Here is a 22,901-nt window from a genome sequence, read left to right on the forward strand (position 1 = left end):
CATAGGCCGGGGCGGCACGGGCCGGGGCGGGCACGGGCACGAGCCCAGCTCACCAAAAGCCCAGCTCACCGGAGGCTACGCCCCCGGCGCCCCGCCCCCCACCGGCGCTCCGGCTCCCGTGCCGCCGTCCCTTCCCCGCCCGACCGTGAAACCCAGCGTGGCGCCGCCGCCGGGGCGGCGGGTGGCGAAGGCATGGCCGCCGTGGGCGGTGGCGATCTCGCGGACGATGGCGAGGCCGAGTCCGGAGCCCGGCAGACCGCGGGCCGCCGCGGCCCGGTAGAAGCGGTCGAAGACCCGGGTGAGGTCGGCGTCCGCGATGCCGGGGCCGCGGTCCAGCACCTCGATGCGGGCTCCGGTGACGACGACCTCGATCGGCTCCGTCCCGCCCGCGTCGAATTTGGCGGCGTTCTCCAGCAGATTGGTGAGCGCACGGTGCAGCGCGGCGGACCGGCCCTCGACCACCGCCGGGCGGACGGTCCGTACGGTGATCTCCCGGCCGGTGCGGCGGCGGGCCGAGGCGGCTGCCTTCTCGGCGACCTCGGCCAGGCTCACCTCCGAGAGCGGGTCGTCGTCCCGCTGCCCGGCCGCCAGATCCACCAGCTCATTGACCAGGTCGCTGAGTTCCCGGGCCTCGCCCGCCAGATCGGTCAGCAGTTCGTCGCGGGCGTCCGGCGGCAGTTCGTCGAACCGCTTCAGCAGCGAGATGTTCGTACGGAGCGAGGTCAGCGGGGTGCGCAGCTCATGGCCTGCGTCCTGGACGAGGCGCTGCTGGTCCTGGACGGCGCTGGCCAGCCGGCCGAGCATGTCGTCGAAGGCCCGCCCGAGCCGGGCGACCTCGTCCCGCCCCGCCACCGGAACCGGGACGTCCAGCCGTCCGTGCTCCGCCACGTTCTCGGCGACCGAGGTCAGCCGCACCAGCCGGCCGGTGATCCGGCGCGCCAGCCACCAGCCGCCCGCGCCGGACAGCGCGATGACCGCGGCGGCCAGCAGGGCGGTGCGCTGCTGGAGCGCGGAGAGCAGATCCTCGGTCTCGCTGAACTTCTGCGCGACCTGCACGGCGCCACGGCCGCCGCCGAGCGCCACGGTCGCGACGTGGTACTCCTCGTCGCCGATCTCCGCTTCCCGCTCGGCGAGGTGGCCGGCGCGCGCGTCACCGGCGACCCGGCGTTCCCCGGTACCGGCCGGGAGGGCCGGGTGTCCCGCCTCCACGATCCGGCCGTCGGCGCCCAGGATCTGCACATCGGTACGGGTGGGCCGGGTGAGGTCGTCGCGCGGCCCGTCGTGGTCGGGGTCGACGGTCGTGTAGTCGGTGGGCTGGAAGGGCTTTTCCTGGACCTGGGTCCGCAGATCCCGTACGACCTGTGAGAACACCGACCGCTCGTCGACCCGCACCAGCCGGGCCGCCGCGTCGTAGCTGAGGAACCCGACCAGGACGGTCACCGCGGCAGCCCCCATGGCGAACGCCACCGCGAAGGCGGTGCGCAGGCTGGCGGGCTTGCGGGTGCGCAGCCAGGCGGCCGACCCGCCCCTGCGCCAGGAGCCCGCCCGGGCCCGCAGCCGGGCGCGCATCCTGGCCGGCAGCCGGCGGCCGGCCCGGCTGCGGGGCCCGGTGCCGGACCGGTCGCGGGCCCGGAACATCTCAGTCCTCCCGCAGCACGTAACCGACGCCACGCACTGTGTGGATCAGCGGGCGGTTGCCCGGGACATCGACCTTGCGCCGCAGATAGCCCACGTACACCGCGAGGTTCTTCGAACCGGGACCGAAGTCGTAGCCCCAGATCCGGTCGTAGATCGTCGAATGGTCCAGGACGATTCCGGCGTTGCGGGCCAGCAGCTCCAGCAGCTCGAATTCGGTCCGGGTCAGCTCCAGCTCCCGCTCTCCGCGCCAGGCGCGGCGCGAGGGCCCGTCGATCCGCAGATCCGCGGCCTCGACCACGCCGCTGTCCGCCACCCGCGCGTCGTACGTCTCCTCGGCCTTCTCGGCCTCGTCCGTCGCAGCGGCGCCCTCGCCGCCCCCGTCCGCCGGCGCCCCCGCCGTCGTCCGCCGCAGCAGCGCCCGCAGCCGGGCGAAGACCTCCTCGACCTCGAACGGCTTGACCACGTAGTCGTCCGCACCGGCGTCCAGACCGGCGATCCGGTCCGCGGTCTCGACCCGCGCGGTGAGCATCAGGATCGGGGTGCGGTCCTGCTCGGCCCGCAGCACCTGGCACACCTGCAGCCCGTCGATTCCCGGCATCATCACGTCCAGCAGGATCACATCGGGCCGCTCACGGTGCGCGGCGGCGAGCGCCTGGATCCCGTCGGCGACGGCGGTGACCTGGTACCCCTCCAGGGTCAGGGCACGCTCCAGCGCGGTGCGGATGGGGCGGTCGTCCTCGGCGAGCAGTACGGAATGGGTCACGCGGCAAGTCTGCCAAGGGCCCGGAGGTGCGAGGTCGGGCGGACGGTCCCGCCGTGGCTTTCTTACCCGGATCTCACCCGTGGTTCTTACCGGGCTCTCACCCTCGCCACGCCATCGGCTTACCCCTTACCGCCACGGTGGCCCGGTGCCGGACGGGCCGGTCGCGACGACGCGGCCGCGAGCGTACCGGCCGGTCGGACGACTCGGCACATCTCGGGAAGAGCACCACACCGCATGAAGATCACCCTCCTGCTGCACAACGCCTATGCCATCGGCGGCACCGTCCGCACCACCTTCAACCTCGCCGCAGCGCTCGCCGACCGGCACGACGTCGAGATCGTCTCGATGCTGCGGCACCGCGAGGTCCCGCGCTTCACCGTGGACCCCCGGGTGCGGCTGGTGCCGCTGGTGGACAGCCGCGTCGGCAGCGAGGACATGGCCGATCCGCTGTTCGGGGAGCCCGCGCAGGACTTCCCGCTCGCCGAGAAGCGGCACCACCAGTACAGCCGGCTGACCGACATCCGGGCCGCGGAGTTTCTGCGCACCACCGAGGCGGACGTGCTGATCGGCACCCGGCCCGGCATCAATGTCTACCTGGCGCGGTTCGGCCCCCGCCGGGCCCTGCGGATCGCCCAGGAACACCTGCGCCACGACGCCCACAGCAAGCGGCTCCGGGCCGAAATCGCCCGCCATTACCGGACGCTGGACGCCCTGGTCACCACCACCGAGGCGGATGCCGCGGTCTACCGCGCGCGGATGCCGCTGCCGGGCGTACGGGTCCTGGCGGTGCCGAACATCGTGCCCGCACCGGACGGGCCGCCCTCCAAGGGCACCTCGAAGGTGATCGCGGCGGCCGGCCGGCTGGTCCGCGGCAAGCGCTTCGACCTGCTGATCGAGGCGTTCTCCGCGGTCGCCGCCAAGCACCCCGACTGGCGGCTGCGGATACACGGCGGCGGCGCCGAGCGCGCACAGCTCCAGGGGCTGATCGACGGGCTCGGACTGACCGGGCAGGCGGAGCTGACCGGGCCGCGGTCCCCGATAGAGGCGGAGTTCGCCAAGGCGTCGATCGTCGCCTCGGCCTCGGACGCCGAGTCCTTCGGCATGACCCTCGTCGAGGCGATGCGCTGCGGCGTTCCCGTCGTCAGCACCGACTGCCCGCTGGGCCCGGGCGAGATCATTCGCGACGGTACGGACGGGCTGCTGGTGCCGCGCGGCGACGGCCGGGCGATGGCCGGCGCACTCCTCCGGCTCATCGAGGACCCGCAGCGCCGGCGCGACATGGCCGGGGCCGCGCTGGAGAGCTCGCACCGGTACGACCCGGAGCCGATCGCCGAGCGCTACGAGCTTCTTTTCCAGGAGCTCCACTCGACGCGCGCCGCCCGCGCCTGGCGGCGCACCCTCGCCCGGGCCCGGGCCGTCGCCCGGCGGCTGGTGCGGCGGGCACTGCGGCGCTGAAGCACAGGGAGCTCACTTGACCGCGGTACAAGGACTCAACTTGACCGCGGCACAAGGAACTTCCCGACCACAATCTGGCGTCCCCGGTGGCAAACATGCTGAACTGCTGGAACGAGACTGCTTCGCACGCAGGAACGCCGGCTCGCAGAAGCACCTGATCACGGGAGTGCAGAAACACGAGGAAGCAGCAGGCCCGGCACCGCGGCAACGCAGTTGAGGATTCACGCAGTTGACGCTTCGAATCCGCAGGTCCGATCGGCAGGAGGCCGTTCATGCTGCATGGTGTCGATGTCAGCTCCTACAACACCTCGTACTCCGCCGAGGGGCTGGACTTCGTTCTCGTCAAAGCCACCGAGGGCCGCTCCTACATCAATCCGCACCAGTCCGCACAGGCGTCAAAGGCCCGTAAAGCGGGCTGTGTGGTGGGTTTCTACCACTTCCTGTGGCCGGGGAATATCGCCGCCCAGGCGGAATACTTCGTCGAGAAATGCGCATCGGTCCAGGGCGACCTCCTCGCCTGCGACTGGGAGCGCACCGGTGAGGGGACCTACGCGAGCAATGCGCAAAAGGACCAGTTCCTGCGCGCGGTGAAGAAGCTCCGCCCCACCCACCGGGTGCTGCTCTACTGCAACCGCGACTTCTGGCTGAACCACGACACCACGTCCTACGCGGCCGACGGCCTGTGGATCGCCGACTACGTCTCCGCCGGACATCCGCGGATCAAGGCGAAGTGGCGCTTTCATCAGTACACCGACCAGCCGCTGGACAAGGACGTCGCGGACTTCTCGACCAAGGCCGCCCTCAAGAAGTGGGCGCACCCGGCATAAGATTTGCTGTCGGCACGCCTTTCCGCGCCACCGGAAACCGCGCGTACGCAGAGCAGAAGAACGAAGTGGAACACTGCGTAGCCGGCACCGGAACAACGCGTCACCGCACCATGCGACGCGGCACGAGAACACGCCGCGGACGCAGCACGAGCACCAGCCGATGCAGCACCAGAACAAGAGGAGCAGCCGTGACCGACCCGGCGTCCAAGGCCCTGCAGCAGGAGATCGCCCGGGATCTCCAGGTGACCGCGTCCTTCGACGCCGAGCAGGAGATCGAGCGCCGGGTGGCCTTCCTCACGGAGCGGCTGACCTCCACGGGCCTGCGCTCGCTGGTCCTGGGGATCAGCGGCGGCGTCGACTCCACGACCACGGGCCGGCTCTGCCAGCTCGCCGTGGAGCGGGCCCGCGCCGCCGGGCACGAGGCGACGTTCTACGCGATGCGGCTGCCGTACGGCGTCCAGGCGGACGAGAAGGACGCGCAGCGGGCGCTGGAGTTCATCCGCGCCGACCGGGAGCTGACCGTCGACATCCGCCCGGCGAGCGATGCGGCGCTGCAGGCCGCGGTGGACGGCGGGCTCGTCTTCCGTGACGCCCACCACCAGGACTTCGTCCAGGGCAACATCAAGGCGCGCCAGCGCATGATCGCGCAGTACGCCGTCGCGGGCGCCCACGACGGCCTGGTCGTGGGCACCGACCACGCGGCCGAGGCGGTCTCCGGCTTCTTCACGAAGTTCGGTGACGGCGCGGCCGATGTGGTGCCGCTCACCGGGCTGACCAAGCGCCGGGTGCGCGCGGTGTCCGCGGCCCTGGGCGCCCCCGGCGAGCTGGTGTACAAGGTGCCGACGGCCGACCTGGAAACCCTCGACCCGGGCAAGCCGGACGAGGACGCGCTGGGTGTGAGCTACGACCAGATCGACGACTACCTGGAGGGCAACCCGGTCGACGCCGCGGCCGCCCAGGCCATCGTCCGCCGCTACCGCCTCACCGAGCACAAGCGGGCGCTGCCGATCGCCCCCTGAGGGGGCGGGGCTTGCCTGAGGAGTGGCCGGGGGTTCTCCCCGGCCCCGGCGCGTGCCCGTCCCCCTCCCCGTCCCGTCATGGACCGGCAAGGGGACCGTCACCGTCCCGGTGCTAAATCGTGGGCGTGAGCGGGCATGCATCCGGCCATGGGAAGCCGCGAAGTGCGATCGGAAGATCAACTGTCAGTGGGTCCGCCTACGCTCCGAGGCATGGGTTACGCAAACCTGCGCGAACTCCAGACCGCGCTGACCACCGCCTCCGACCTTGCCTCGTCCCTGCAGTCCGCGCCGACCCGGCGCGACGCGGACCAGCTCGTCGACGTCCTCCGGCAAGCACTGGCCGCTGCCGGCTCGCTGGGGGCCGAGACCGGCCCGACCGGCTGCGCCATACATCCCCACGGCGCGGTCGACCCGTTGTACGGCGACCCGGAAGATCCGCTTCCGCCGGGCTACGGCAAGTGCCTGCTCTGCAACGACCGCCGGCGCCGGGCGGACGCCCACCCGGCGCACGCCCGCCCGCGTCCCCATCCGCATCCACGCTGGCGGCGCCGGCTGAGCGCCTAGAGCTGTCTGGCGCCTGCCGTCTGCTGCCTGCCGCCTGCTGCCTGCTGCCTGCTGCCTGCCGTCTGCCGCCTGCTGCCTGCTGCCTGCCGTCTTCGGTCCTTGGGGGCGCCTCCCCCAGGTGTGCTGTCCGGGCAGGTCGGTGACGCGGGTCCCCGGACCACCGGCCGGCTCCCGTCCGGCGGGGCAGGGCTACCATCCGCGCATGCGACCTGCCACATACAGCGATGAGGACCTAGAGCAGCACTCCCTCCGGCGACGGGTGCCCGACGACGGGCAGCGGTCCGGCTTCGAGCACGACGTCGACCGGATCCTGTATTCGACCCAGTGGCGGGCGCTGGCCGGCAAGAGCCAGGTGGTGGCGAGCGCCGAGCTGGGCGCGTACCACACCCGGCTGACCCACTCCATGAAGGTGGCGCAGCTCGGCCGGCGGATGGCGGAGCGGCTGGAGCGCCGGTACGGCGGGCCCAATCCGGCGCTCGTCGAGGCGGCGTGCATGGCCCACGACATCGGCCACCCGCCCTTCGGGCACGCGGGTGAGCTGGCGCTGCGCGCCACCATGGACGAGCTGCACTTCGCCGACGGTGTGCTGGACAGCTTCGAGGGCAATGCGCAGACCCTGCGGGTGCTGACCTTCCTCGCCGCCCACAAGTACCCGGGCCATCGCGGACTGCACCTGACCCGCGCCTGCCTGGACGCCGCCACCAAATACCCGTGGGAGCGGGCGCCCGTCGACCAGGACCCGGCGCGGCATGTGAAGTGGGGGGTGTACGTCGCCGACCGGGAGGCGTTCTCCTGGGTGCGGGCCGGCCGTACGGACACCGCCGTACCGGTGGAGGAGCAGGTCATGGACTGGGCGGACGATGTCACCTACGCCTGCCACGACGTGGAGGACTTCTACCGTACGGGCCTGATTCCGCTGGCCGCGCTGTTCCCGCCGGACGGGGCGGCGGGCGCCGACACCGAGCGGGAGATCCGCCGCTTCCTGGACTACGTGCAGGCCAAGCGGGCGCGCGAGGGCGAGCCCTTCGACCGCGACGCGGCGCTGGTGATGATGGCGGACATCGGCAAGCGGCTGGCGGTGCCCGCTCCGTACAGCGGCAGCCATGAGGACGCGGTCGCGGTCAATCGCCGCACCTCCGATCTGATCTCGTACTTCACCCGCGGGATCGAGCTGGAGGTGGGCGGCGAGGCGGCGATCCGCTACGGCGCGCGGCTGGTGATCCCGCCGGAGCGGCGGGCCGCCTGCGATCTGCTCAAGGAGCTGGTGTGGTGCTACGTCATCGACCGCCCCGCGCTGGCCACCCAGCAGCACGGCAAGCGGCGGGTGGTGAGCGAGCTGCTGCGCTGGACCCATGACGCACCCGAGCTGCTGCCGCCGGACCGCGCCGAGGAGCTGGCACTGCACGGCGACCGGCTGCGTGCCTGTGCGGACCATGTGGCCTCGCTGACCGAGGACCAGGCGCTGGCCCTGCACCGGCGGCTGTCCGGCACCGGCCTGGGATCGGTCAACGACAACGTGTGGCTGTGAGAGAGCAGGTGAGCCCCGGGGGCCGCCCGGGGGCCGGAGTCCGGTGCCGTTCCACAACGGCCCGGCCCTCCGGCCCCGCCACCGGCACTCCGCCGCTACTCCGCCCCTTCCCGTGGCCGTTGTGCCCCGGCCGCCGAAGGGTCGGCTCCGTCATGCGGCTTCTTCTCCGGCCGTAGCGCGATACGGCCGAGCACCGCGGCGACGATCAGCGCGGCCACCGCGATCAGTGCGTAGTCCGGTACGGCGTTCCCGATCCGCGCCGCCCATTCCTCGGCCCGGAATTCGTCATCCGCGTCGAGGATGCCGGGCAGCGCACTGGTCCCGTTGAAGCGCAGGAACAGCACGCCGATACCGATGAAGAACACCCCGGACAGCACCGAGGTGGTGTGCAGCCGCAGCTTTCCGAGGGCGAATTCACGGCCCCGCAGCCATTTCCGGGTACCGAGTTTGCAGCGGTCCCACAACAGCGCCAGCACGAACAGCGGCAGTGCCATGCCCAGTGCGTAGACGGCGAGCATCGAGGCGCCGTACACCGGTGAGCCGCTGACCGCCGTCACCGTCAGCACCGCGCCGAGAATCGGGCCCGCGCAGAAGCCGGCGAGCCCGTAGACGCAGCCGAGCAGAAAGGTGGAGACGGCCGACCGCGGGGTGATCCTCGCCGCGGCCGCCTGGGCGCGCCGGGAGGCGAAGCCCAGGCCGAGGATCTGGGCCAGCCCCATCGCGATGACGACCCAGCCGCCGACGGCGATCAGCAGATCGCGGTGGCCGTTGAACAGCCGGCTGGCCACCGTACTGGCCGCGCCGAGCGGGACCAGCGTCGTGGCCAGCCCCAGGTAGAACACCCCGGTACGGGCCACCAGCCGGCCGGGCGTCGAGAGGGAGTACGCGAAGAACGCGGGCAGCAGCAGTGCGCTGCACGGGCTGAGCAGCGCCAGCGCACCGCCCAGGAACGCCGCGAGGTAGCCGATGTCGTTCATTCCCCGGCCCCCTTGGCCGCCGGTCCGTCCTTCGCCGTCGACCCGCTCTTGCCCGTCGACCCGTCCTTCGCCTTCGACCCGTTCTTGTCCGCCGGCCCCTTCTTGTCCGCCCGCGCCGCGGCGTCCTTGATGCCCTGGGCGAAGACCTCGGCGGGCTGGGCCCCGGCGACCGGCCGGCCGTTGATGAGGAAGGACGGCGTGGACTGCACTCCGAGCTGGTAGCCCTCGGCCTGGTCCTTCTTCAGCGCCCGCTCGGCGTCCTCGCTCTTCATGTCCGCACGGAACTTGTCGATATCGGCCACACCGCTGCTGCGGGCCAGCTCGACGAGCTTGTCCTCGGCGAGCGCCTTGCCCTTACGGGTCTTGGCGTACAGCGTGTCGTGGAGCTGCCAGAACTTGCCCTGCTGCCCGGCGGCCCAGGAGGCACGGGCGGCCCGCTCGGAGTCGGCGCCGAAGACGGTGAAGTTGCGGAATTCGATGCGCAGGGTACCCGCGTTGACGAACTTCTTGATCAGTCCGGGCTGGGTCTCGCGGGTGAAGCGGCCGCAGAACGAGCACTGGTAATCGGCGTATTCGACCAGGACCACCGGGGCGTCCTTCCTGCCGACGGCCAGCGGATCGCCGTCCTCGCGCCGGGTGGTCCGCTTGGCGAGGTCATCGAACGTCTTCTGCTGTGCGGGGTCCTCCTCGGGCGCGTCGGAGGCGGCGGCCTCGGGGGCGTTGCTGCGGCCGGTGCCGCGGTCGCCCTCGACGGACTTGCCGACGGCGACCCCGATGGCGATGACGGCCACGACGAGGGCGATGACCGCGCCGATGGCGGCCAGTTTGCGGGTGGGAGAGGCGGAAACAGGCATGCGGAAGCTCCAGACGTACGGAGGGGAAAGTCAGGCCGTGTGCGTCGGGGCAGCGGCCTATATCCGCAGTACGGGCAGGAGCGGGGTGCGGTCGCGGGCGGGCGCGCTGTCGGTCGGTGGCCGGGCGAGCGCGCACTGCGCGGGCAGATCCGCGGCGAGCGGGCCCGGGCCGGTGGTGGCGGGGGCCAGGGGCTCACCACGGTGCGGTGTGGGCAGCGGGGCGGACTCCGCGGGCCCCGGCGCATGGCGGCCCGAGCACTTCTTGGGCGCATGGGCCACGGCGATCGGGGCACCGGGGTCGAGCCGCGGGCCGCCGAGGGCGGCAGACGGCAGCGCCGGTGCGTCCCCGTCCGCGGATGCGCCGTCCGCGGATGCGTCCCCGTCCGCTGATGCGTCCCCGTCCGCCGGGCTCGCGGCCTGGCTCGCCGCCGCCGGGGAAGCCGCCGTCGCGCCGCCGGTCCTCCAGGCAGCGGTGGCCGCTGCCGCCCGGCCTGCCAGCCAGGCCTGGTCACCGCCGATGCGGCACAGCAGCGGCCCGAAGGTGACGGCGAGGAGGAGCAGCAGCGTCAGCGTGGCCGAGCGGCGCGCGTGGTGCATGTCGCCCTCCTCTCCGGGCCTGGTCGCGAACATGAATATCCCATCCTACGGATCGTCATCGCGCGAGCGGAGCACTGACCGGAGCGGACCTCAGGGCCGTGGGACACAGGGGCCGTCGGGGCGCAGGGACCGTCAGGACACAAGTACCGTCGGGCACGGTCAGCAGGGACAAGCCGGGCAGGAGCAAGCTGGACCGGGGCGAGGCGGGCCAGGGCGAGGCGGGGCAAGGCGGGCCCGGCCGGACAGGGCCGGGGCCGGACCGCGCGGCGCCGGCCCCGGTCGTGGGCAAACCGGCCGTCAGCGGTCGGCGATCCGCATCTCGAACCAGGTGGTCTTGCCGCGGGGCAGCAGATCCACCCCCCAGCGGTCGGAGAGCTTGTCGACGAGGAAGAGGCCGCGGCCGCTGATGTCCATCTCCTGGACCGGCATCAGGCAGGGCAGGCCGCGCGACGGGTCACGCACCTCGATCCGGATCCAGCCGCGGCGGCGGAGCATCCGCAGCCCGAACGTGCGGGCGCCGGTGTGCCGCACGGCGTTGCCGACGAGCTCGGACACCAGCAACACGGCGTGCTCGGCGAGCTGGGGCGTCAGGGACCACTGTCTGAGGAGTACGGCGGCGGTCAGCCGGCGGGCGATACCGGCGGACTGGGGGCGTGAGGGCAGCCGCACCTCTCCGAGAGCCGGGTCGCCGACCGGATCGGATGCCGCAAAGACCGGTGCGCGAGGGGCCGGTGCGGTGTCTGCGTCCGGACCGGGGACGCCCCATCGCGCGGCGCCCGGATCGCTCCGCGGCCGCGGCTGCTCCATTCCTTCGAGGCCCGCCATGCCACCCATCATGGCCGTTGCACGGCGTCCAGGGGAGCGGAACCGACGGAATCGATTGTCCGGAATCGTCGGTTCCAGCCCTCCGGCCAGACATATGCCAACGGCAGTTAAGGATCCGGCGCACCCCGGCTGACCTGCCAGGACGCCGGGCCCACGAGGAAGCGGCCGGCCACCTCAACAAGGTTGCCTTAAGGTGCAATTAAGCCTTCCTCCGTTCGCCCACACGAGGCATTGCACCCGGCCCAAACCTCACCAGCACCGCCAACAACAGTCGTTTCAGAGGAACTTGGCCTTGCCCGGCCCTTCCTCGACGAAGCTGCGCATGCCGGTCTCCCGGTCCTCGGTCGCGAACAGCCCCGCGAACCAGTTGCGTTCGATCGTCAGGCCGGTGTCGATGTCGGTCTCCAGGCCCGCGTCGACGGATTCCTTGGCGGCCCGCAGCGCCAGCGCGGGACCGGCCGCAAGCCGTGCCGCCCAGGCGTGCGCCCGCTCGTAGACCTCCGCGGCCGGCACCACCCGGTCGACCAGGCCGAGCGCAAGGGCCTCGTCGGCCTTCACATGACGGCCGGTGAAGATCAGGTCCTTGGCCTTGGACGGGCCCACCAGCCGCGCCAGCCGCTGGGTGCCGCCGGCCCCGGGGATGAGGCCCAGCAAAATCTCCGGCTGGCCGAGCTTGGCGTTGTCGCCCGCGATCCGGAAGTCGGCACAGAGCGCCAACTCGCAGCCCCCGCCCAGCGCGTAGCCGGTGACCGCGGCGACCACCGGCTTGGGGATCCGGGCCACGGCGGTGAACGAGTCCTGCAGGGCCTTGGAGCGCACCACCATGGCCGGGTGGTCCATGGCCTGCATTTCCTTGATGTCCGCGCCGGCCGCGAACACCTTCTCGCCGCCCCAGACGACGACGGCGCGCACATCGTCGCGGCGGGTGACCTCCTCGGCCAGCTCGCGCAGCCGGTCCTGGGTGGCGATGTCCAGTGCGTTCATCGGGGGACGGTCCAGGCGGATGGTGCCGACGCCGTCGGCGACCTCGAGATTCACAGTCATGCGGGAAGGTTAGTACGCGTTAACGACATCGGGCCCGGTGCACTGCGTCACAGTGCGCCGGGCCCGGTCGTCTGCCGGCCGCCCTGCTGCCGGGGCCACCGATGCCCCTGCGGGCGGGTCCGCCGGCGGGCCTGCTCGTGGGCCTACTGGCGGGCCTTCCACTTCTCCCAGGAGAGGTTCCAGTCGCTGAAGCCGTTGTCCGGCTGGATCGTTTCGTCGTGGGAGTTCTTGACGATGACCACATCGCCGACGACGGAGTTGCGGAAGAACCACGCCGCCGGGGTGGAGCTGTCACCGCCACCGCGCTGGTCGAAGAGGCCCACACAGCCGTGGCTGGCGTTGCGGGTGCCGAACGTCGCGCGGCCCGACCAGTAGTTGCCGTGGATGAACGTGCCGGAGGTGCTCAGCCGCATCGCATGCGGGACGTCCTTGATGTCGTACTCGCCGCCGAAGCCGACGGTGTCACCGTTCATCCGCGTCACCAGGTGCTTCTCGCTGATCACCATCTTGCCGTTGTACGTCTCGGTGCCCGGCCCGCCCGAGGTGATCGGGATGGTCTTGATCTTCTTGCCGTCGCGGACCACGGTCATCTTCTTCGACTCGGCGTCGACCGTGCTGACCTGGCTGCGGCCGACGGTGAAGGAGACCTCCTTGGCCTGGGTGCCGTAGACCCCGGGCCGGCCCTCGACGCCGTTGAGGTCGAGCTTGAGGGTGACCTTGGTGCCGGCCGCCCAGTACTTCTCGGGGCGGAAGTCGAGCCGGTCGTTGCCGAACCAGTGGCCCTCGATGGGGACCGACGGCTTCGCGCTGACCTTGATGGCGTCCTCGACGGCCTCGGGGTCGGTGATACCGCGGGTGAAGTGGATCGAGACCGGCATACCGACGCCGACCTGCTGGCCGTTCTCGGGGGTGTACTGGCCGACGAAGGTGTTCTTCGGGACGAGGGTGGTGAAGCTGGAGTGCTCGGCGGCCTCCCGGCCCTTGCCGTCCACCGCTATGGCGTCGACGGTGTACTCCGTCGAGGCGCCCAGATGGCCGCTCGGCTGCCACAGAGCGCCGCTGCCCGCTGTCTTCCCGTCGACCTCGTTGCCCTTGCCGTCCTTGACCTTGACGGACTTGAGCCTGCCCTTCCGGGCGGTCACCTTCAGCGCGCCGCTGGTGGCGACGTCATGCGCGCCGTCCTTGGGCGCTATCGTCACGGCCGCCTGCGAGGCATCCTTCTCCCCCGCCTTGCCGGCCGGTTTGTCGTCATCGACGTCACCGCCGCATGCGGTCACCAGCAGCAGCATCGCGCCGACCAGCAGGGCCGGCGCACCCCCGCCCCTGACCGGCCACCGACGCCGGCGAGCCGGCACCCCCGAATTCGGCTGGACGTTCACGACTGGCCCCTTCCCCCTCGCACGGCCCGCGATCCCCGCGCGCGCGGACGCGGACAGCCGCGCGCTCGCCGTTAGATAACCACACCGCGGTGACAGTGAACTCCCCGTGAACGTCACCGTTTAGTCCCAACTGCGGGGGTGGTGCGGAGGCAGGGGGCGGACGGCCGCAGGGACGCCCGCCGGTCAGCCCCGCGCGGACCCGGCCCGCCACAGCTCCCAGGTCATGTTCCAGCCGCCGAGGCCGTTGTCCGGCGCGACCGTACGCTCCGGGGAGTGCTCCACCACGACGGTGTCGCCGACGATCGAGTGGCCGAAGAACCAGCCGGCCGGGGTGTGGGGTCCGCCGCCCTTGATGTCCTTCAGCCCGACGCAGCCGTGACTGGTGTTGAGACCGCCGAAGACCTCGGGCGGCGCCCAGTAATTGCCGTGCAGGAAGGTCCCCGACCTGGTGAGCCGCATGGCGTGCGGCACGTCCGGGATGTCGTACTCGGCGCCGAAGCCGACGGTGTCGCCGTCCATCCGCGTCACTGACTGCCGCTCCAGGATCACCATCCTCCCGTTGTAGGTGGGGTTCGCGTCGTTGCCCGCGGTAACCGGAAGCACCGCCACCACCCGGCCGCCCTGGCGCACCGTCATGGTGTGCCGGGCGGCATCGATGACGCTGACCTGATCCCGGCCCACCCGGTAGCGGACGGTCCGGCGCTGCGTCCCGTAGGCGCCCGGCCCGGCCTTCACGCCGCGCAGCCGCAGGTCCACGGTGATCACGGTGCCCGGCCGCCAGCGCTCCCGGGGCCGGAAGTCCAGCCGGCGGTGGCCGAACCAGTGGGCGGCGATCTCGACGGCCGGCCGGGCGCTGACCCTGACCGCGCGTTCGACGGCCGCGCGGTCGGCGACCGGCCGGTTGAAGACCAGCGAGAAGATCAGGCCGGTGCCGACCGTGGCGTCGCCCTGCGGCGAGAAGTGGGCGGTGAAGCGGCGGACGGGCACGGCGGTGGTGAAGGTGGTGTGGCGGGCCGAGCGCCGGCCCGCGCCGTCCAGCGCCACCGCGTCGACGGTGTACTTCGCGCCGGGTTGGAGGCGCCCGGCCGCCGGACGCCAGGTCATACCGTCCGGGGTGATCCGCCCGGCGACGGGCTGCCGGCCGGCGCCACCGGTCCGGCTGACCTCGACCCGCTCCAGCCGCCCCTCGGGCACCCGGACCTCGAAACGCCCGTCGGCCCGTACACCGTGCGCCCCGTCGTGCGGGACGACCCTGATCGCCGCCCCCGGGGAGCGCGGTTTGCCGACGACGAACCCCTCGGCGTCCCCGCAGCCGGCCAGCGCCACCGCCCCGGCGAGCCCGGCCGCGGCGGCGAGGACGACGCGGACCCGGCGGGCCGCCCGCACCGCCGCTCCCCCGCCCGTCCGGCCCCGGTCCGGCACCCGGCCCCGCACACGGACGTCCGCACGGCTCTTCGCTCGGTCCCCTGCTCGGTTCTGCTGATGGGCGGTCATATACCGAATTGTGACGGATGATGCCCAGGTTAGGAGGTATACCGCGTAACGGGATGTCACGGGCACTGCGGGGCAGACCGATGAGCCTCCGTCGCGGGAAGCGTGAGGCAACGCCTGGTTGCGGGAAGAACAACGGGGAGGGCGGGGGACACCTGCACGGCCGGACTCTCCCGGTGGACGCCGGGAGGTACCCCGTGCCGGGGGCCCGCCGCCCGACCGAGCCATGAGCCGCAGGAGGCCGGCACGTGTCGAGCGCACCCGAGCAGGAGGCGGTGGCGGATGAACCACTCGCCCGACCCGCGGATATCCGCCCCGGCAGCCCCACACCACTGGGCGCCCGCTATCGCACCGGCCCCGACGGCATCGCCGGCACCAACTTCGCCCTGTGGGCGGGCGGCGCCGAGGCCGTGGAACTGTGTCTCTTCGACGACGCGGAGCGCGAGACGCGCCATGCGCTGACCGAGCTCACCCATGAGATCTGGCACGGCTTTCTGCCCGGTGTCCACCCCGGCCAGCGTTATGGCTACCGGGTGCACGGCCGCTGGGATCCCTGGAGCGGCGCCCGCTGGAATCCGGCGAAGCTGCTGCTGGACCCGTATGCCAGGGCCGTGGACGGCGACTTCGGCACCCGTACGGAACCGTCCGGCGCGGGGCCGGCGCTGCCGGCCCAGCTCTACGGCCATGTCCGTGACTGGCCGGAGCAGCAGGTCGCCGACACCGTGCGCGACGACCGGGACTCGGCGCCGTACGTCCCCAAGGGCGTCGTGGTCGGCGAGGACACCGGGGACGAGGGCGGCGTCGACGAATGGCAGGACGACCGCCGGCCCAAGACGCCCTGGCCGGATTCCGTGCTCTACGAACTGCATGTGCGCGGCTTCACGATGCGCCATCCCGGTATCCCGGAGCGGCTGCGCGGCACCTATGCGGGGCTCGCGCACCCCGCGGCGCTGGAGCACCTGGTCCGGCTCGGCGTCACCGCCGTCGAGCTGCTGCCCGTCCACCAGTTCGCGCACGAGGACCACCTGGTGCGCCGGGGGCTGCGCAACTACTGGGGCTACAACTCCCTCGGCTACTTCGCGCCCCACGCCGGATACGCCGCCACGGGCACCCGGGGGCAGCAGGTCGGTGAGTTCAAGCGGATGGTGCGGGCGCTGCACGACGCGGGCATCGAGGTGATCCTCGACGTCGTCTACAACCACACGGCGGAGGCCGGCGAGCTGGGCCCGACGCTCTCCCTGCGGGGCATCGACAACCGCGGCTACTACCGTCTGGCCGGCGAGGCCCGCCGCTACACCGACTACACGGGCTGCGGCAACACCCTGCACGTCGTCCAGCCCCATGTTCTGCGGCTGATCACCGATTCGCTGCGCTACTGGGTCACCGAGATGGGCGTGGACGGCTTCCGCTTCGATCTTGCGGCCGCCCTGGCCCGCTCCATGCACGATGTCGACATGCTCTCGCCGTTCCTCGCGGTGATCGCCCAGGACCCGGTGCTGCGCCGGGTCAAGCTGATCGCCGAGCCCTGGGACGTGGGCTCCGGCGGCTATCAGGTCGGTGCCTTCCCGCCGTTGTGGACGGAGTGGAACGACCGCTACCGCGACACCGTCCGCGACTTCTGGCGCGGCGCCCAGCACGACGTCCGGGACCTGGGCTACCGGCTTTCCGGATCGAGCGACCTCTACGCCTGGGGCGGCCGCCGCCCCTACGCCTCGGTCAACTTCATCACCGCCCACGACGGCTTCACCCTCCGTGACCTGGTCACCTACGAGCACAAGCGCAACGCGGACAACGGCGAGGGCAACCGCGACGGCACCGGTGACAACCGCTCCTGGAACTGCGGCGCCGAGGGCGAGAGCGACGACCAGGAGGTCCGCGCACTGCGCCGCCGCCAGCTGCGCAACCTGCTGACCACCCTGCTGCTGTCGACGGGCGTGCCGATGCTGGTGGCCGGCGACGAGATGGGCCGCACCCAGCACGGCAACAACAACGCCTACTGCCAGGACAACGAGACCAGTTGGCTGGACTGGTCACTGCTGGACGACCCGGAATGGCGCCCGCTGGCCGGCCTCGCCGCCCGTCTCATCGCCCTGCGCCGCGCGCACCCCGTGCTCCGCCGCCGGGCGTTCTTCTCCGGGCGGCCGCATCAGCAGGGCGGTCTGCGCGACCTCGCCTGGTTCACCGCGGACGGTACGGAGATGACCGAACAGGACTGGTACACCCCGGGGGCCACGCTGGGCATGTACCTCTCCGGGAACGACATCTCCCAACGTGACACCCGGGGCATCCGCATCGTCGACGACAGCTTCCTGGCCGTGCTCCACGCCGCCGACCGGCCCTGTCCGTTCACGCTCCCCGGACCGCCCTGGGCCCGCGCCTACGAACTCCTCGTCGACACGGCACGGGAGGACCAGCCGGGGGTGGCAGGGGAGGACCGGCCGGGGACGGCACAGCCGCCGTACCCGGCGGGCGGCTCGCTCACGCTGGCCGGGCGGTCGGTGGTGCTGTTCCGGGCCGTGCCGGGCTGAGGGGGCTGGGGCGGTCGCGGGGCGGATGGATGGACAGTGGTGGGGCGGCGGTGGCGCGGCGCGGCACAGCGGGCGAGGCCGCCGGACGGAAAATGGCATGAGCGTTGTCAGTGACGCGCCTTACGCTCGCGAGTGATGGCCGACACCGCGCAGACCTCGCCCCCGCCCGACCGGACCGACTTACCTCAGCGCTCCGCAGTGCGCTCGCTGTTGCGCCTGTGGCCGTTCATCCGCCCGGTGCGGGCGCGCATGGGCACGGCCGCGTGCGTGGCGATACTCGCCTCGTGCATCAGCTTGATCATCCCGCTGGTGCTCAAGTGGCTGGTGGACGGGCCGGTGGCCGAGCGCGATCCGGGCGGGATATGGCTCGGTGGTGCCTTCCTCCTGCTGCTCGGGCTGGCGGAGGCGCTGTTGTTCGGACTGCGGCGCTGGCTGGTGGCGCGCCCGCTGGCCGGGGTCGAGGCGGCGATGCGCGAGGCGCTGTACCGCCATGTGCAGCGGCTGCCGGTCGCCTTCCACGACCGCTGGCCCTCGGGCCAGTTGCTGTCGCGGGGGACCACCGACCTTCAGCTGTTACGGATGTTCTTCACCTTCCCGCTGACGTTCCTGCTCGTCAACGGGGTGACCATCCTGGTGGGCGCGGTGCTCCTCATGGTCCAGCGCTGGTCGCTGGGCCTGGTGCTGCTGGCACCGCTGCCACCGCTGATGGTGCTGTGCTCGGTCTTCGAGGCGAAGTACGGGCGCGCGGCCCGCCAGGCCCAGGACCAGGTCGGCGATCTGACGACGGTGGTCGAGGAATCGGTGCTCGGCATCCGCATCATCAAGGGCTTCGGACGCCATCGCAGCCAGGCCAGGTCCTTCCGGAAGCTGACGCATGCGCTGCGTACCTCCGAACTCCGCAAGGCCCGGCTGCTGGCCTGGATCCTGGTCTTCATCACCGCACTTCCGGAGATCGCCATCGGCGGCGCCCTGGTGCTCGGCTCGCTCCAGGTGGCCGACGGTGCGCTGTCCGCGGGCACCCTCGTCGCCTTCCTCTCGACCGCGCTGGCGCTGCGCTGGCCCGTGGAGTCGATCGGCTTCCTGCTGGCCATGAGCAACGAGGCGGCAACGGCCACCGACCGGTATTTCGAGGTCATGGACGAGCCCGCGGTGGAGGAATCGTCGACGGGCAGGGATACCGGGGACGTAGCGGGCGGGGACGTAAGGGGCGGGGGCATACGGGCCGGGGGCGTAGGGGACGGCGACATACGGGCCGGGGACGTAGGGGACGGGGGCATACGGGCCGGGAACGATCCGCCCACGGACACCCCGGACCCGCACGTCCCCGCGGCGCCCGGCACCGGCGGGCTGGTCTTCTCCGGCGTCGAGTTCCGCTACCCCGATGCGCCGCCGGAGGCACCGCCCCTCCTCAAGGACATCACCCTGCACATCCGGCCCGGCGAGACGATGGCGCTGGTCGGGGCGACGGGCAGCGGGAAGACCACGCTCACGGCGCTGGTGCCGCGGCTGTACGACCCGACCGCGGGCCGGATCACGCTCGACGGGCGCGATCTGGCGACGCTCAGCAGGGACGAGGCCCGTGCGCTGGTCGCGGTGGCCTTCGAGGAGCCCACGCTCTTCTCGGCGACCGCCGCGGAGAACGTGCTGATGGGCGGAGAGGGTGCCCAGGACGGCGATCTCCGGCGGGCGCTGGCGGTGGCGCAGGCGGAGGAATTCGTCGACGCCCTCCCCCAGGGCAGCGCGACCCAGGTCGGTGAGCAGGGACTGAGCCTGTCCGGCGGGCAGCGGCAACGGCTCGCCCTGGCCCGTGCCGTGGTCGGCCGGCCGCGCTTCCTGATCCTCGACGATCCGCTCTCCGCCCTCGACGTGCACACCGAGGCCCTGGTGGAGGCGGCGCTGCGCCGGGCCCTGGCGGGCACCACCGCCCTGGTCGTCGCCCACCGGCCGTCCACGGTCCTGCTCGCCGACCGGGTGGCGCTGCTGTCCGGCGGCCGGATCACCGCCGTCGGCACCCACCACCAACTGCTCCGGGACAACCCCGAGTACGCCGTCTTGATGTCCGGCGAGGGAGAGAGCGCCCGATGACCACCACCGCAACCGGCCTCCCGCCCGACGAACCCGAGGGGCACCGCGCCCCGCAGCAACGCCCGCCTGCCACACCGCACCCCCGGGAGACCGAGGGCTCCTCGCAGACCCTGGGCACCCCGAAGACCCTGGGCGCCCCGAAGACCGAGGGCTCCCGGGAGACCGAGGAGTCCCCCGCCACCGACGCCTTCGCACACGATCTGCTCCCCACCGCCAAGGGGGCCGCGCGCACCCTCCTGGCTTCCCTGCTGGCGCCGCACCGGCGCCGGGTCCGGTGGGTGGCCGTCGCGCTGCTGCTCCAGCAGGCCGCCGTGCAGGCCGGCCCGCTGCTGGTCGCCTACGCCCTCGACCGCGCGGTACCGGCCCTGCGGGCGGGCGATCACGGGCCGTTGATCGCCGTGGCGGTGGCTGCGGTGCTGTGCGCGGTGGCGTCCGGCGGGCTGCAGTTCGGCTTCATCCAGCTCTCGGCCCGGGTCAGCCAGGATGTGCTGCTCGACCTCCGCGGCCGGATCTTCCGGCATGCGCAGGCGCTGAGCCTGGACTTCCACGAGCGCTATACGTCCGGCCGGCTGATCTCCCGCGCCACCACGGACGTGGAGTCGCTGCGTGAACTCCTCGAGGAGGGGTTGCAGGAGCTGATCACGGTCGTGCTCTCGGCGGTCTACATCACCGCCACCCTGCTCTGGCTGGACTGGGGATTCGGGGCGGCCGCCCTGGTCTCCGCCGGTCCGCTCGCCCTCCTCGTACGCTCCTTCCGGCACCGCTCGCACCGGGTCTACAGCGCGAAGTCCACGGCGATGGCGAGTGTGATCGTGAAGTTCACCGAGACCCTGGGCGGCATCCGCCCGGTGCAGGCGTTCCGCCGCGAGCTGCCGAACGACGCCGCCTTCGCCCGGCTGAACCACCAGCACGCCCGGATCAACGGCGCCACCTCCCTGGAGATGGCGCGCTACGTCGTCTCCTCCCGGCTGGTGGCCAACACCACGGTCGCCGCGCTCGTCCTGTGGGGCGCCTACCGTGTGGCCACGGGAGGGCTGGCGCTCGGTGTGCTGGCAGCCGCGGTGCTCTATCTCCGGCGGCTGTACGACCCCATCGACCGGCTCGGGATGTTCCTCAACGCCTATGAATCCGCCGCCGCTTCCCTCCAGAAGATCGCCGGCCTGCTGGCCCTGCGCCCCGGCGTCCCGGAGCCCGGGGCACCTGCCGCGCTGCCGGCCGTCGCGGCGGGCCGGCCGGGCCGCGAGGTCGCCTTCCGCGGCGTCCGGTTCGCCTACCGCTCAGGCGGCGAGGTGCTGCCCCGCTTCGATCTGACCCTGGCGGCGGGCGCGACCGTGGCCGTGGTGGGTGCCACCGGCGCGGGCAAGTCCACCCTCGCCAAGCTGCTGGCCCGCTTCTACGACCCCACCGAGGGCGAGGTGCTGCTCGACGGCGTCGATCTGCGGGCGCTGTCGACCACCGCCCTGCGCCGCGGTGTCGTCATGGTCACCCAGGAGGCCTTCCTGTTCTCCGGCACGGTCGCCGACAACATCGCCCTCGGCCGCCCGGACGCCACCCGCGCGGAGATCGAAGGCGCCGCGAAGGCCATCGGCGCCCATGACTTCATCACCGCCCTGCCGGACGGCTACGACACCGATGTCCGCAAGCGGGGCGGCCGGATCTCCGCCGGCCAGCGCCAACTGGTCGGCTTCGCCCGCGCCCTGCTCGCCGACCCCGCCGTCCTCATCCTCGACGAGGCCACCAGTTCGCTGGACATCCCCGGCGAACGCGCGGTGCAGCGCGCCATGGCCACGGTGCTGCAAGGCCGTACGGCCCTGGTGATCGCGCACCGCCTCTCGACCGTCGAGATCGCCGACCGGGTCCTGGTCATGGCCGACGGCCGGATCGTCGAGGACGGCCCGCCGAAGGAACTCATCGCCGGGCACGGCCGGTTCGCCGAGCTGCACCAGGCATGGCGGGAGAGCGTGGGGTAGCCGGCCGGTCCGCAGGGTCCTCGATTCGTGATCCGGCCCCGGCTTCGGAAGGGTTCCGGGCCCGGGACGGCAGCGGCGTACGCAGGTCGCCGGAGGGGGTGGGCGACGGCCCCGCGCCAAGGACGGCGAGCACGAAAGCGGCGGTGAGGGCGCGGACGTCATCGGCCCGCTTGATCAGGTAGTGACGGCCGCGGGGCACCTCGTACCGGGCCAGGTCCGGCACCACTTCGCGGGCCCGCCGGGCGTACTCCAGAGAGCGGGCGGTGCTTGCCGCACTGCGGTCCCGCTCACCGTGGATGATCAGCACCCGTCGGCCCGCCAGCTGCTCCACCGGGTCGCCGCCCGGCAGCCAGGGGGCGATACCGGCCACACCCACCACGGCGGGATGGCCGGCTGTCCGGAAAGCGGCGCGACCGCCGAGCGAGTTGCCGATCAGCACGACGGGGACGTCGCCGTACCGGCGGGTGATCTCTTCCAGCGCCCAGCGGGTGTCGACGGCCGTGTCCGCGGCATCACCGTTCCAGCCCCGATAGCGGTAGTGGAGCAGGTGCACGGCGATGCCGTGGGAGCGTCCGCGCTCCGTGAGTTCGGCCACCAGGTCCTGCAGTCCCAGCTCAGCGATCTTCAACGGCCCCCGCCTGCTGCGGACGAACCCACCGGGCAGCAGCAGAACCACCGCCTGGACCGTGCCCTCACCTTGCCACTCCGTCAGTCCGGCACTGCGTTCGCACGAGGTGAACATGCCTACTCTCCTTGCTCATCGGTACCGGTTCCCGGTATGTCGGGCAGAACGCACGCGGCCGGGAAGGCGCCGCGTCCCGCGCACCACGCAACCCGTTGCCCGCCCCTGGGGCATAGATGCGCCGGGTCATCCTGACGACCCGGAAGTCGCTGATCAGCGACGGTATGACGCCGTCCCAGGACGTGGCGTCCCCACTGCCCCCGTGCACGAGGAGCAGCGTCGGTCCGGTGCCGTCGTCGAGTGCGGTGAGGTGCGTGCCGTCCATGGAGGTGGTGACGAGTTCGGCCATGCGCGCCATGCTGCGCCGCCCGGCCTACAGGGCACCGACATCCCACCGACAGCGAGCTGACGCCACTACGTGGACTGCGTGCGGCGGACCCGTCTGGCGTACGCGGCCCCCGTGGGAAAGGATGATCGAGTGAACGATCACCCAGCGCCGCACTCGCTGCGCCCGGTCCGCGGAGCTGCCGGCTGCGCCGTCGCCGGCTTCGTCGTCGCCGGCTTCGTCGTCCGCGCTCTCACCGCGGTGCAGCAGCAACGCGCCGACCACGCCCCGCGGTTCGAGACCGCCGGCACCGCGGCGGGCTGACCCGCCGCCACCCGCAACACCACTGG

At 72.3% G+C, this 22,901-nt stretch carries 19 protein-coding genes; 9 read left to right on the forward strand and 10 right to left on the reverse strand.

The window, feature by feature from the left end:
* Positions 1–75: 75 nt before the first annotated feature.
* Positions 76–1,638 (reverse strand): ATP-binding protein, encoded by a 1,563-nt coding sequence (locus ACGFR7_RS18825; RefSeq protein ID WP_393320064.1) that lies wholly within the window; start codon positions 1,636–1,638, stop codon positions 76–78.
* A 1-nt stretch (position 1,639) separates the two neighbouring features.
* A complete protein-coding gene (locus tag ACGFR7_RS18830; protein ID WP_393320067.1) occupies positions 1,640–2,401 on the reverse strand; it encodes a response regulator transcription factor in 762 nt (253 codons plus the stop codon).
* Between the two features lie 234 nt (positions 2,402–2,635).
* On the opposite strand from ACGFR7_RS18830, the gene ACGFR7_RS18835 reads away from it, so the two are divergent.
* The 5 genes from ACGFR7_RS18835 (at position 2,636) to dgt (ending at position 7,794) form a co-directional block, all read left to right on the forward strand.
* Positions 2,636–3,856 (forward strand): glycosyltransferase family 4 protein, encoded by a 1,221-nt coding sequence (locus tag ACGFR7_RS18835; protein WP_393320069.1) that lies wholly within the window; start codon positions 2,636–2,638, stop codon positions 3,854–3,856.
* Positions 3,857–4,128: 272 nt separating this feature from the next.
* Positions 4,129–4,683, forward strand: coding sequence for a GH25 family lysozyme (locus ACGFR7_RS18840; protein WP_393320072.1), 555 nt, complete (start codon positions 4,129–4,131; stop codon positions 4,681–4,683).
* A 188-nt stretch (positions 4,684–4,871) separates the two neighbouring features.
* Positions 4,872–5,702, forward strand: a complete 831-nt coding sequence (gene nadE / locus ACGFR7_RS18845; RefSeq protein ID WP_393320075.1) for an ammonia-dependent NAD(+) synthetase — start codon at positions 4,872–4,874, stop codon at positions 5,700–5,702.
* A gap of 210 nt (positions 5,703–5,912) precedes the next feature.
* Positions 5,913–6,266: a hypothetical protein gene (locus ACGFR7_RS18850; RefSeq protein WP_393320078.1), complete on the forward strand. Its 354-nt coding sequence runs from the start codon at positions 5,913–5,915 to the stop codon at positions 6,264–6,266.
* Positions 6,267–6,468: 202 nt separating this feature from the next.
* The gene (dgt, locus tag ACGFR7_RS18855) at positions 6,469–7,794 is read left to right on the forward strand and encodes a dGTP triphosphohydrolase (protein ID WP_393320081.1); all 1,326 of its coding nucleotides are present in this window, start codon (positions 6,469–6,471) and stop codon (positions 7,792–7,794) included.
* Positions 7,795–7,889: 95 nt separating this feature from the next.
* Here dgt and ACGFR7_RS18860 read toward each other — a convergent pair whose 3' ends face one another.
* The 7 genes from ACGFR7_RS18860 to ACGFR7_RS18890 form a co-directional block, all read right to left on the reverse strand.
* On the reverse strand, positions 7,890–8,771 hold the full coding sequence (locus ACGFR7_RS18860; RefSeq protein WP_393320083.1) for a cytochrome c biogenesis CcdA family protein: 882 nt from the start codon (positions 8,769–8,771) through the stop codon (positions 7,890–7,892).
* Positions 8,768–9,625: a DsbA family protein gene (locus tag ACGFR7_RS18865; RefSeq protein ID WP_393320086.1), complete on the reverse strand. Its 858-nt coding sequence runs from the start codon at positions 9,623–9,625 to the stop codon at positions 8,768–8,770. Before ACGFR7_RS18865 ends, ACGFR7_RS18860 begins: the two co-directional genes overlap by 4 nt.
* Positions 9,626–9,682: 57 nt before the next feature.
* On the reverse strand, positions 9,683–10,222 hold the full coding sequence (locus ACGFR7_RS18870; RefSeq protein ID WP_393320088.1) for a hypothetical protein: 540 nt from the start codon (positions 10,220–10,222) through the stop codon (positions 9,683–9,685).
* 297 nt (positions 10,223–10,519) lie between these two features.
* On the reverse strand, positions 10,520–11,047 hold the full coding sequence (locus ACGFR7_RS18875; RefSeq protein WP_393320091.1) for an ATP-binding protein: 528 nt from the start codon (positions 11,045–11,047) through the stop codon (positions 10,520–10,522).
* Positions 11,048–11,323: 276 nt separating this feature from the next.
* The gene (locus ACGFR7_RS18880) at positions 11,324–12,091 is read right to left on the reverse strand and encodes an enoyl-CoA hydratase/isomerase family protein (RefSeq protein WP_393320094.1); all 768 of its coding nucleotides are present in this window, start codon (positions 12,089–12,091) and stop codon (positions 11,324–11,326) included.
* Between the two features lie 143 nt (positions 12,092–12,234).
* The gene (locus ACGFR7_RS18885; protein WP_393320097.1) at positions 12,235–13,470 is read right to left on the reverse strand and encodes an Ig-like domain-containing protein; all 1,236 of its coding nucleotides are present in this window, start codon (positions 13,468–13,470) and stop codon (positions 12,235–12,237) included.
* 183 nt (positions 13,471–13,653) lie between these two features.
* On the reverse strand, positions 13,654–14,964 hold the full coding sequence (locus ACGFR7_RS18890; protein ID WP_393320100.1) for an Ig-like domain-containing protein: 1,311 nt from the start codon (positions 14,962–14,964) through the stop codon (positions 13,654–13,656).
* Positions 14,965–15,209: 245 nt separating this feature from the next.
* Here ACGFR7_RS18890 and glgX point away from each other — a divergent pair, with 245 nt between their 5' ends.
* The 3 genes from glgX to ACGFR7_RS18905 all read left to right on the forward strand — a co-directional run bounded on the left by glgX (position 15,210) and on the right by ACGFR7_RS18905 (position 21,544).
* Positions 15,210–17,489, forward strand: coding sequence for a glycogen debranching protein GlgX (glgX, locus tag ACGFR7_RS18895; RefSeq protein WP_393320103.1), 2,280 nt, complete (start codon positions 15,210–15,212; stop codon positions 17,487–17,489).
* A gap of 135 nt (positions 17,490–17,624) precedes the next feature.
* Positions 17,625–19,574 carry an ABC transporter ATP-binding protein gene (locus ACGFR7_RS18900; RefSeq protein ID WP_393320106.1) on the forward strand — a complete coding sequence of 650 codons (1,950 nt, stop codon included), beginning with the start codon at positions 17,625–17,627 and terminating at the stop codon, positions 19,572–19,574.
* A complete protein-coding gene (locus ACGFR7_RS18905) occupies positions 19,571–21,544 on the forward strand; it encodes an ABC transporter ATP-binding protein (RefSeq protein WP_393320109.1) in 1,974 nt (657 codons plus the stop codon). Before ACGFR7_RS18900 ends, ACGFR7_RS18905 begins: the two co-directional genes overlap by 4 nt.
* Here the strand turns inward: ACGFR7_RS18905 and ACGFR7_RS18910 are convergent.
* The gene (locus ACGFR7_RS18910) at positions 21,483–22,286 is read right to left on the reverse strand and encodes an alpha/beta hydrolase (RefSeq protein ID WP_393320112.1); all 804 of its coding nucleotides are present in this window, start codon (positions 22,284–22,286) and stop codon (positions 21,483–21,485) included. The two genes, ACGFR7_RS18905 and ACGFR7_RS18910, sit on opposite strands and share 62 nt — an antisense overlap.
* A 418-nt stretch (positions 22,287–22,704) precedes the next feature.
* On the opposite strand from ACGFR7_RS18910, the gene ACGFR7_RS18915 reads away from it, so the two are divergent.
* Positions 22,705–22,875, forward strand: a complete 171-nt coding sequence (locus ACGFR7_RS18915) for a hypothetical protein (protein ID WP_393320115.1) — start codon at positions 22,705–22,707, stop codon at positions 22,873–22,875.
* Positions 22,876–22,901 lie beyond the last annotated feature (26 nt).

Source organism: Streptomyces sp. NPDC048516 (assembly GCF_043199875.1).
In the GTDB taxonomy this organism is placed as follows: domain Bacteria; phylum Actinomycetota; class Actinomycetes; order Streptomycetales; family Streptomycetaceae; genus Streptomyces.

What these genes read in the sequence shown, in the direction of transcription:
- ACGFR7_RS18890 (WP_393320100.1), bottom strand. Translation starts at nt 14,964, where the DNA reads ATGACCGCCCATCAGCAGAACCGAGCAGGGGACCGAGCGAAGAGCCGT.
- ACGFR7_RS18865 (WP_393320086.1), bottom strand. Translation starts at nt 9,625, where the DNA reads ATGCCTGTTTCCGCCTCTCCCACCCGCAAACTGGCCGCCATCGGCGCG.
- ACGFR7_RS18900 (WP_393320106.1), top strand. Translation starts at nt 17,625, where the DNA reads ATGGCCGACACCGCGCAGACCTCGCCCCCGCCCGACCGGACCGACTTA.
- ACGFR7_RS18910 (WP_393320112.1), bottom strand. Translation starts at nt 22,286, where the DNA reads ATGTTCACCTCGTGCGAACGCAGTGCCGGACTGACGGAGTGGCAAGGT.
- ACGFR7_RS18850 (WP_393320078.1), top strand. Translation starts at nt 5,913, where the DNA reads ATGGGTTACGCAAACCTGCGCGAACTCCAGACCGCGCTGACCACCGCC.
- ACGFR7_RS18825 (WP_393320064.1), bottom strand. Translation starts at nt 1,638, where the DNA reads ATGTTCCGGGCCCGCGACCGGTCCGGCACCGGGCCCCGCAGCCGGGCC.
- ACGFR7_RS18835 (WP_393320069.1), top strand. Translation starts at nt 2,636, where the DNA reads ATGAAGATCACCCTCCTGCTGCACAACGCCTATGCCATCGGCGGCACC.
- ACGFR7_RS18840 (WP_393320072.1), top strand. Translation starts at nt 4,129, where the DNA reads ATGCTGCATGGTGTCGATGTCAGCTCCTACAACACCTCGTACTCCGCC.
- ACGFR7_RS18860 (WP_393320083.1), bottom strand. Translation starts at nt 8,771, where the DNA reads ATGAACGACATCGGCTACCTCGCGGCGTTCCTGGGCGGTGCGCTGGCG.
- ACGFR7_RS18870 (WP_393320088.1), bottom strand. Translation starts at nt 10,222, where the DNA reads ATGCACCACGCGCGCCGCTCGGCCACGCTGACGCTGCTGCTCCTCCTC.
- ACGFR7_RS18880 (WP_393320094.1), bottom strand. Translation starts at nt 12,091, where the DNA reads ATGACTGTGAATCTCGAGGTCGCCGACGGCGTCGGCACCATCCGCCTG.
- ACGFR7_RS18905 (WP_393320109.1), top strand. Translation starts at nt 19,571, where the DNA reads ATGACCACCACCGCAACCGGCCTCCCGCCCGACGAACCCGAGGGGCAC.
- ACGFR7_RS18875 (WP_393320091.1), bottom strand. Translation starts at nt 11,047, where the DNA reads ATGGCGGGCCTCGAAGGAATGGAGCAGCCGCGGCCGCGGAGCGATCCG.
- dgt (WP_393320081.1), top strand. Translation starts at nt 6,469, where the DNA reads ATGCGACCTGCCACATACAGCGATGAGGACCTAGAGCAGCACTCCCTC.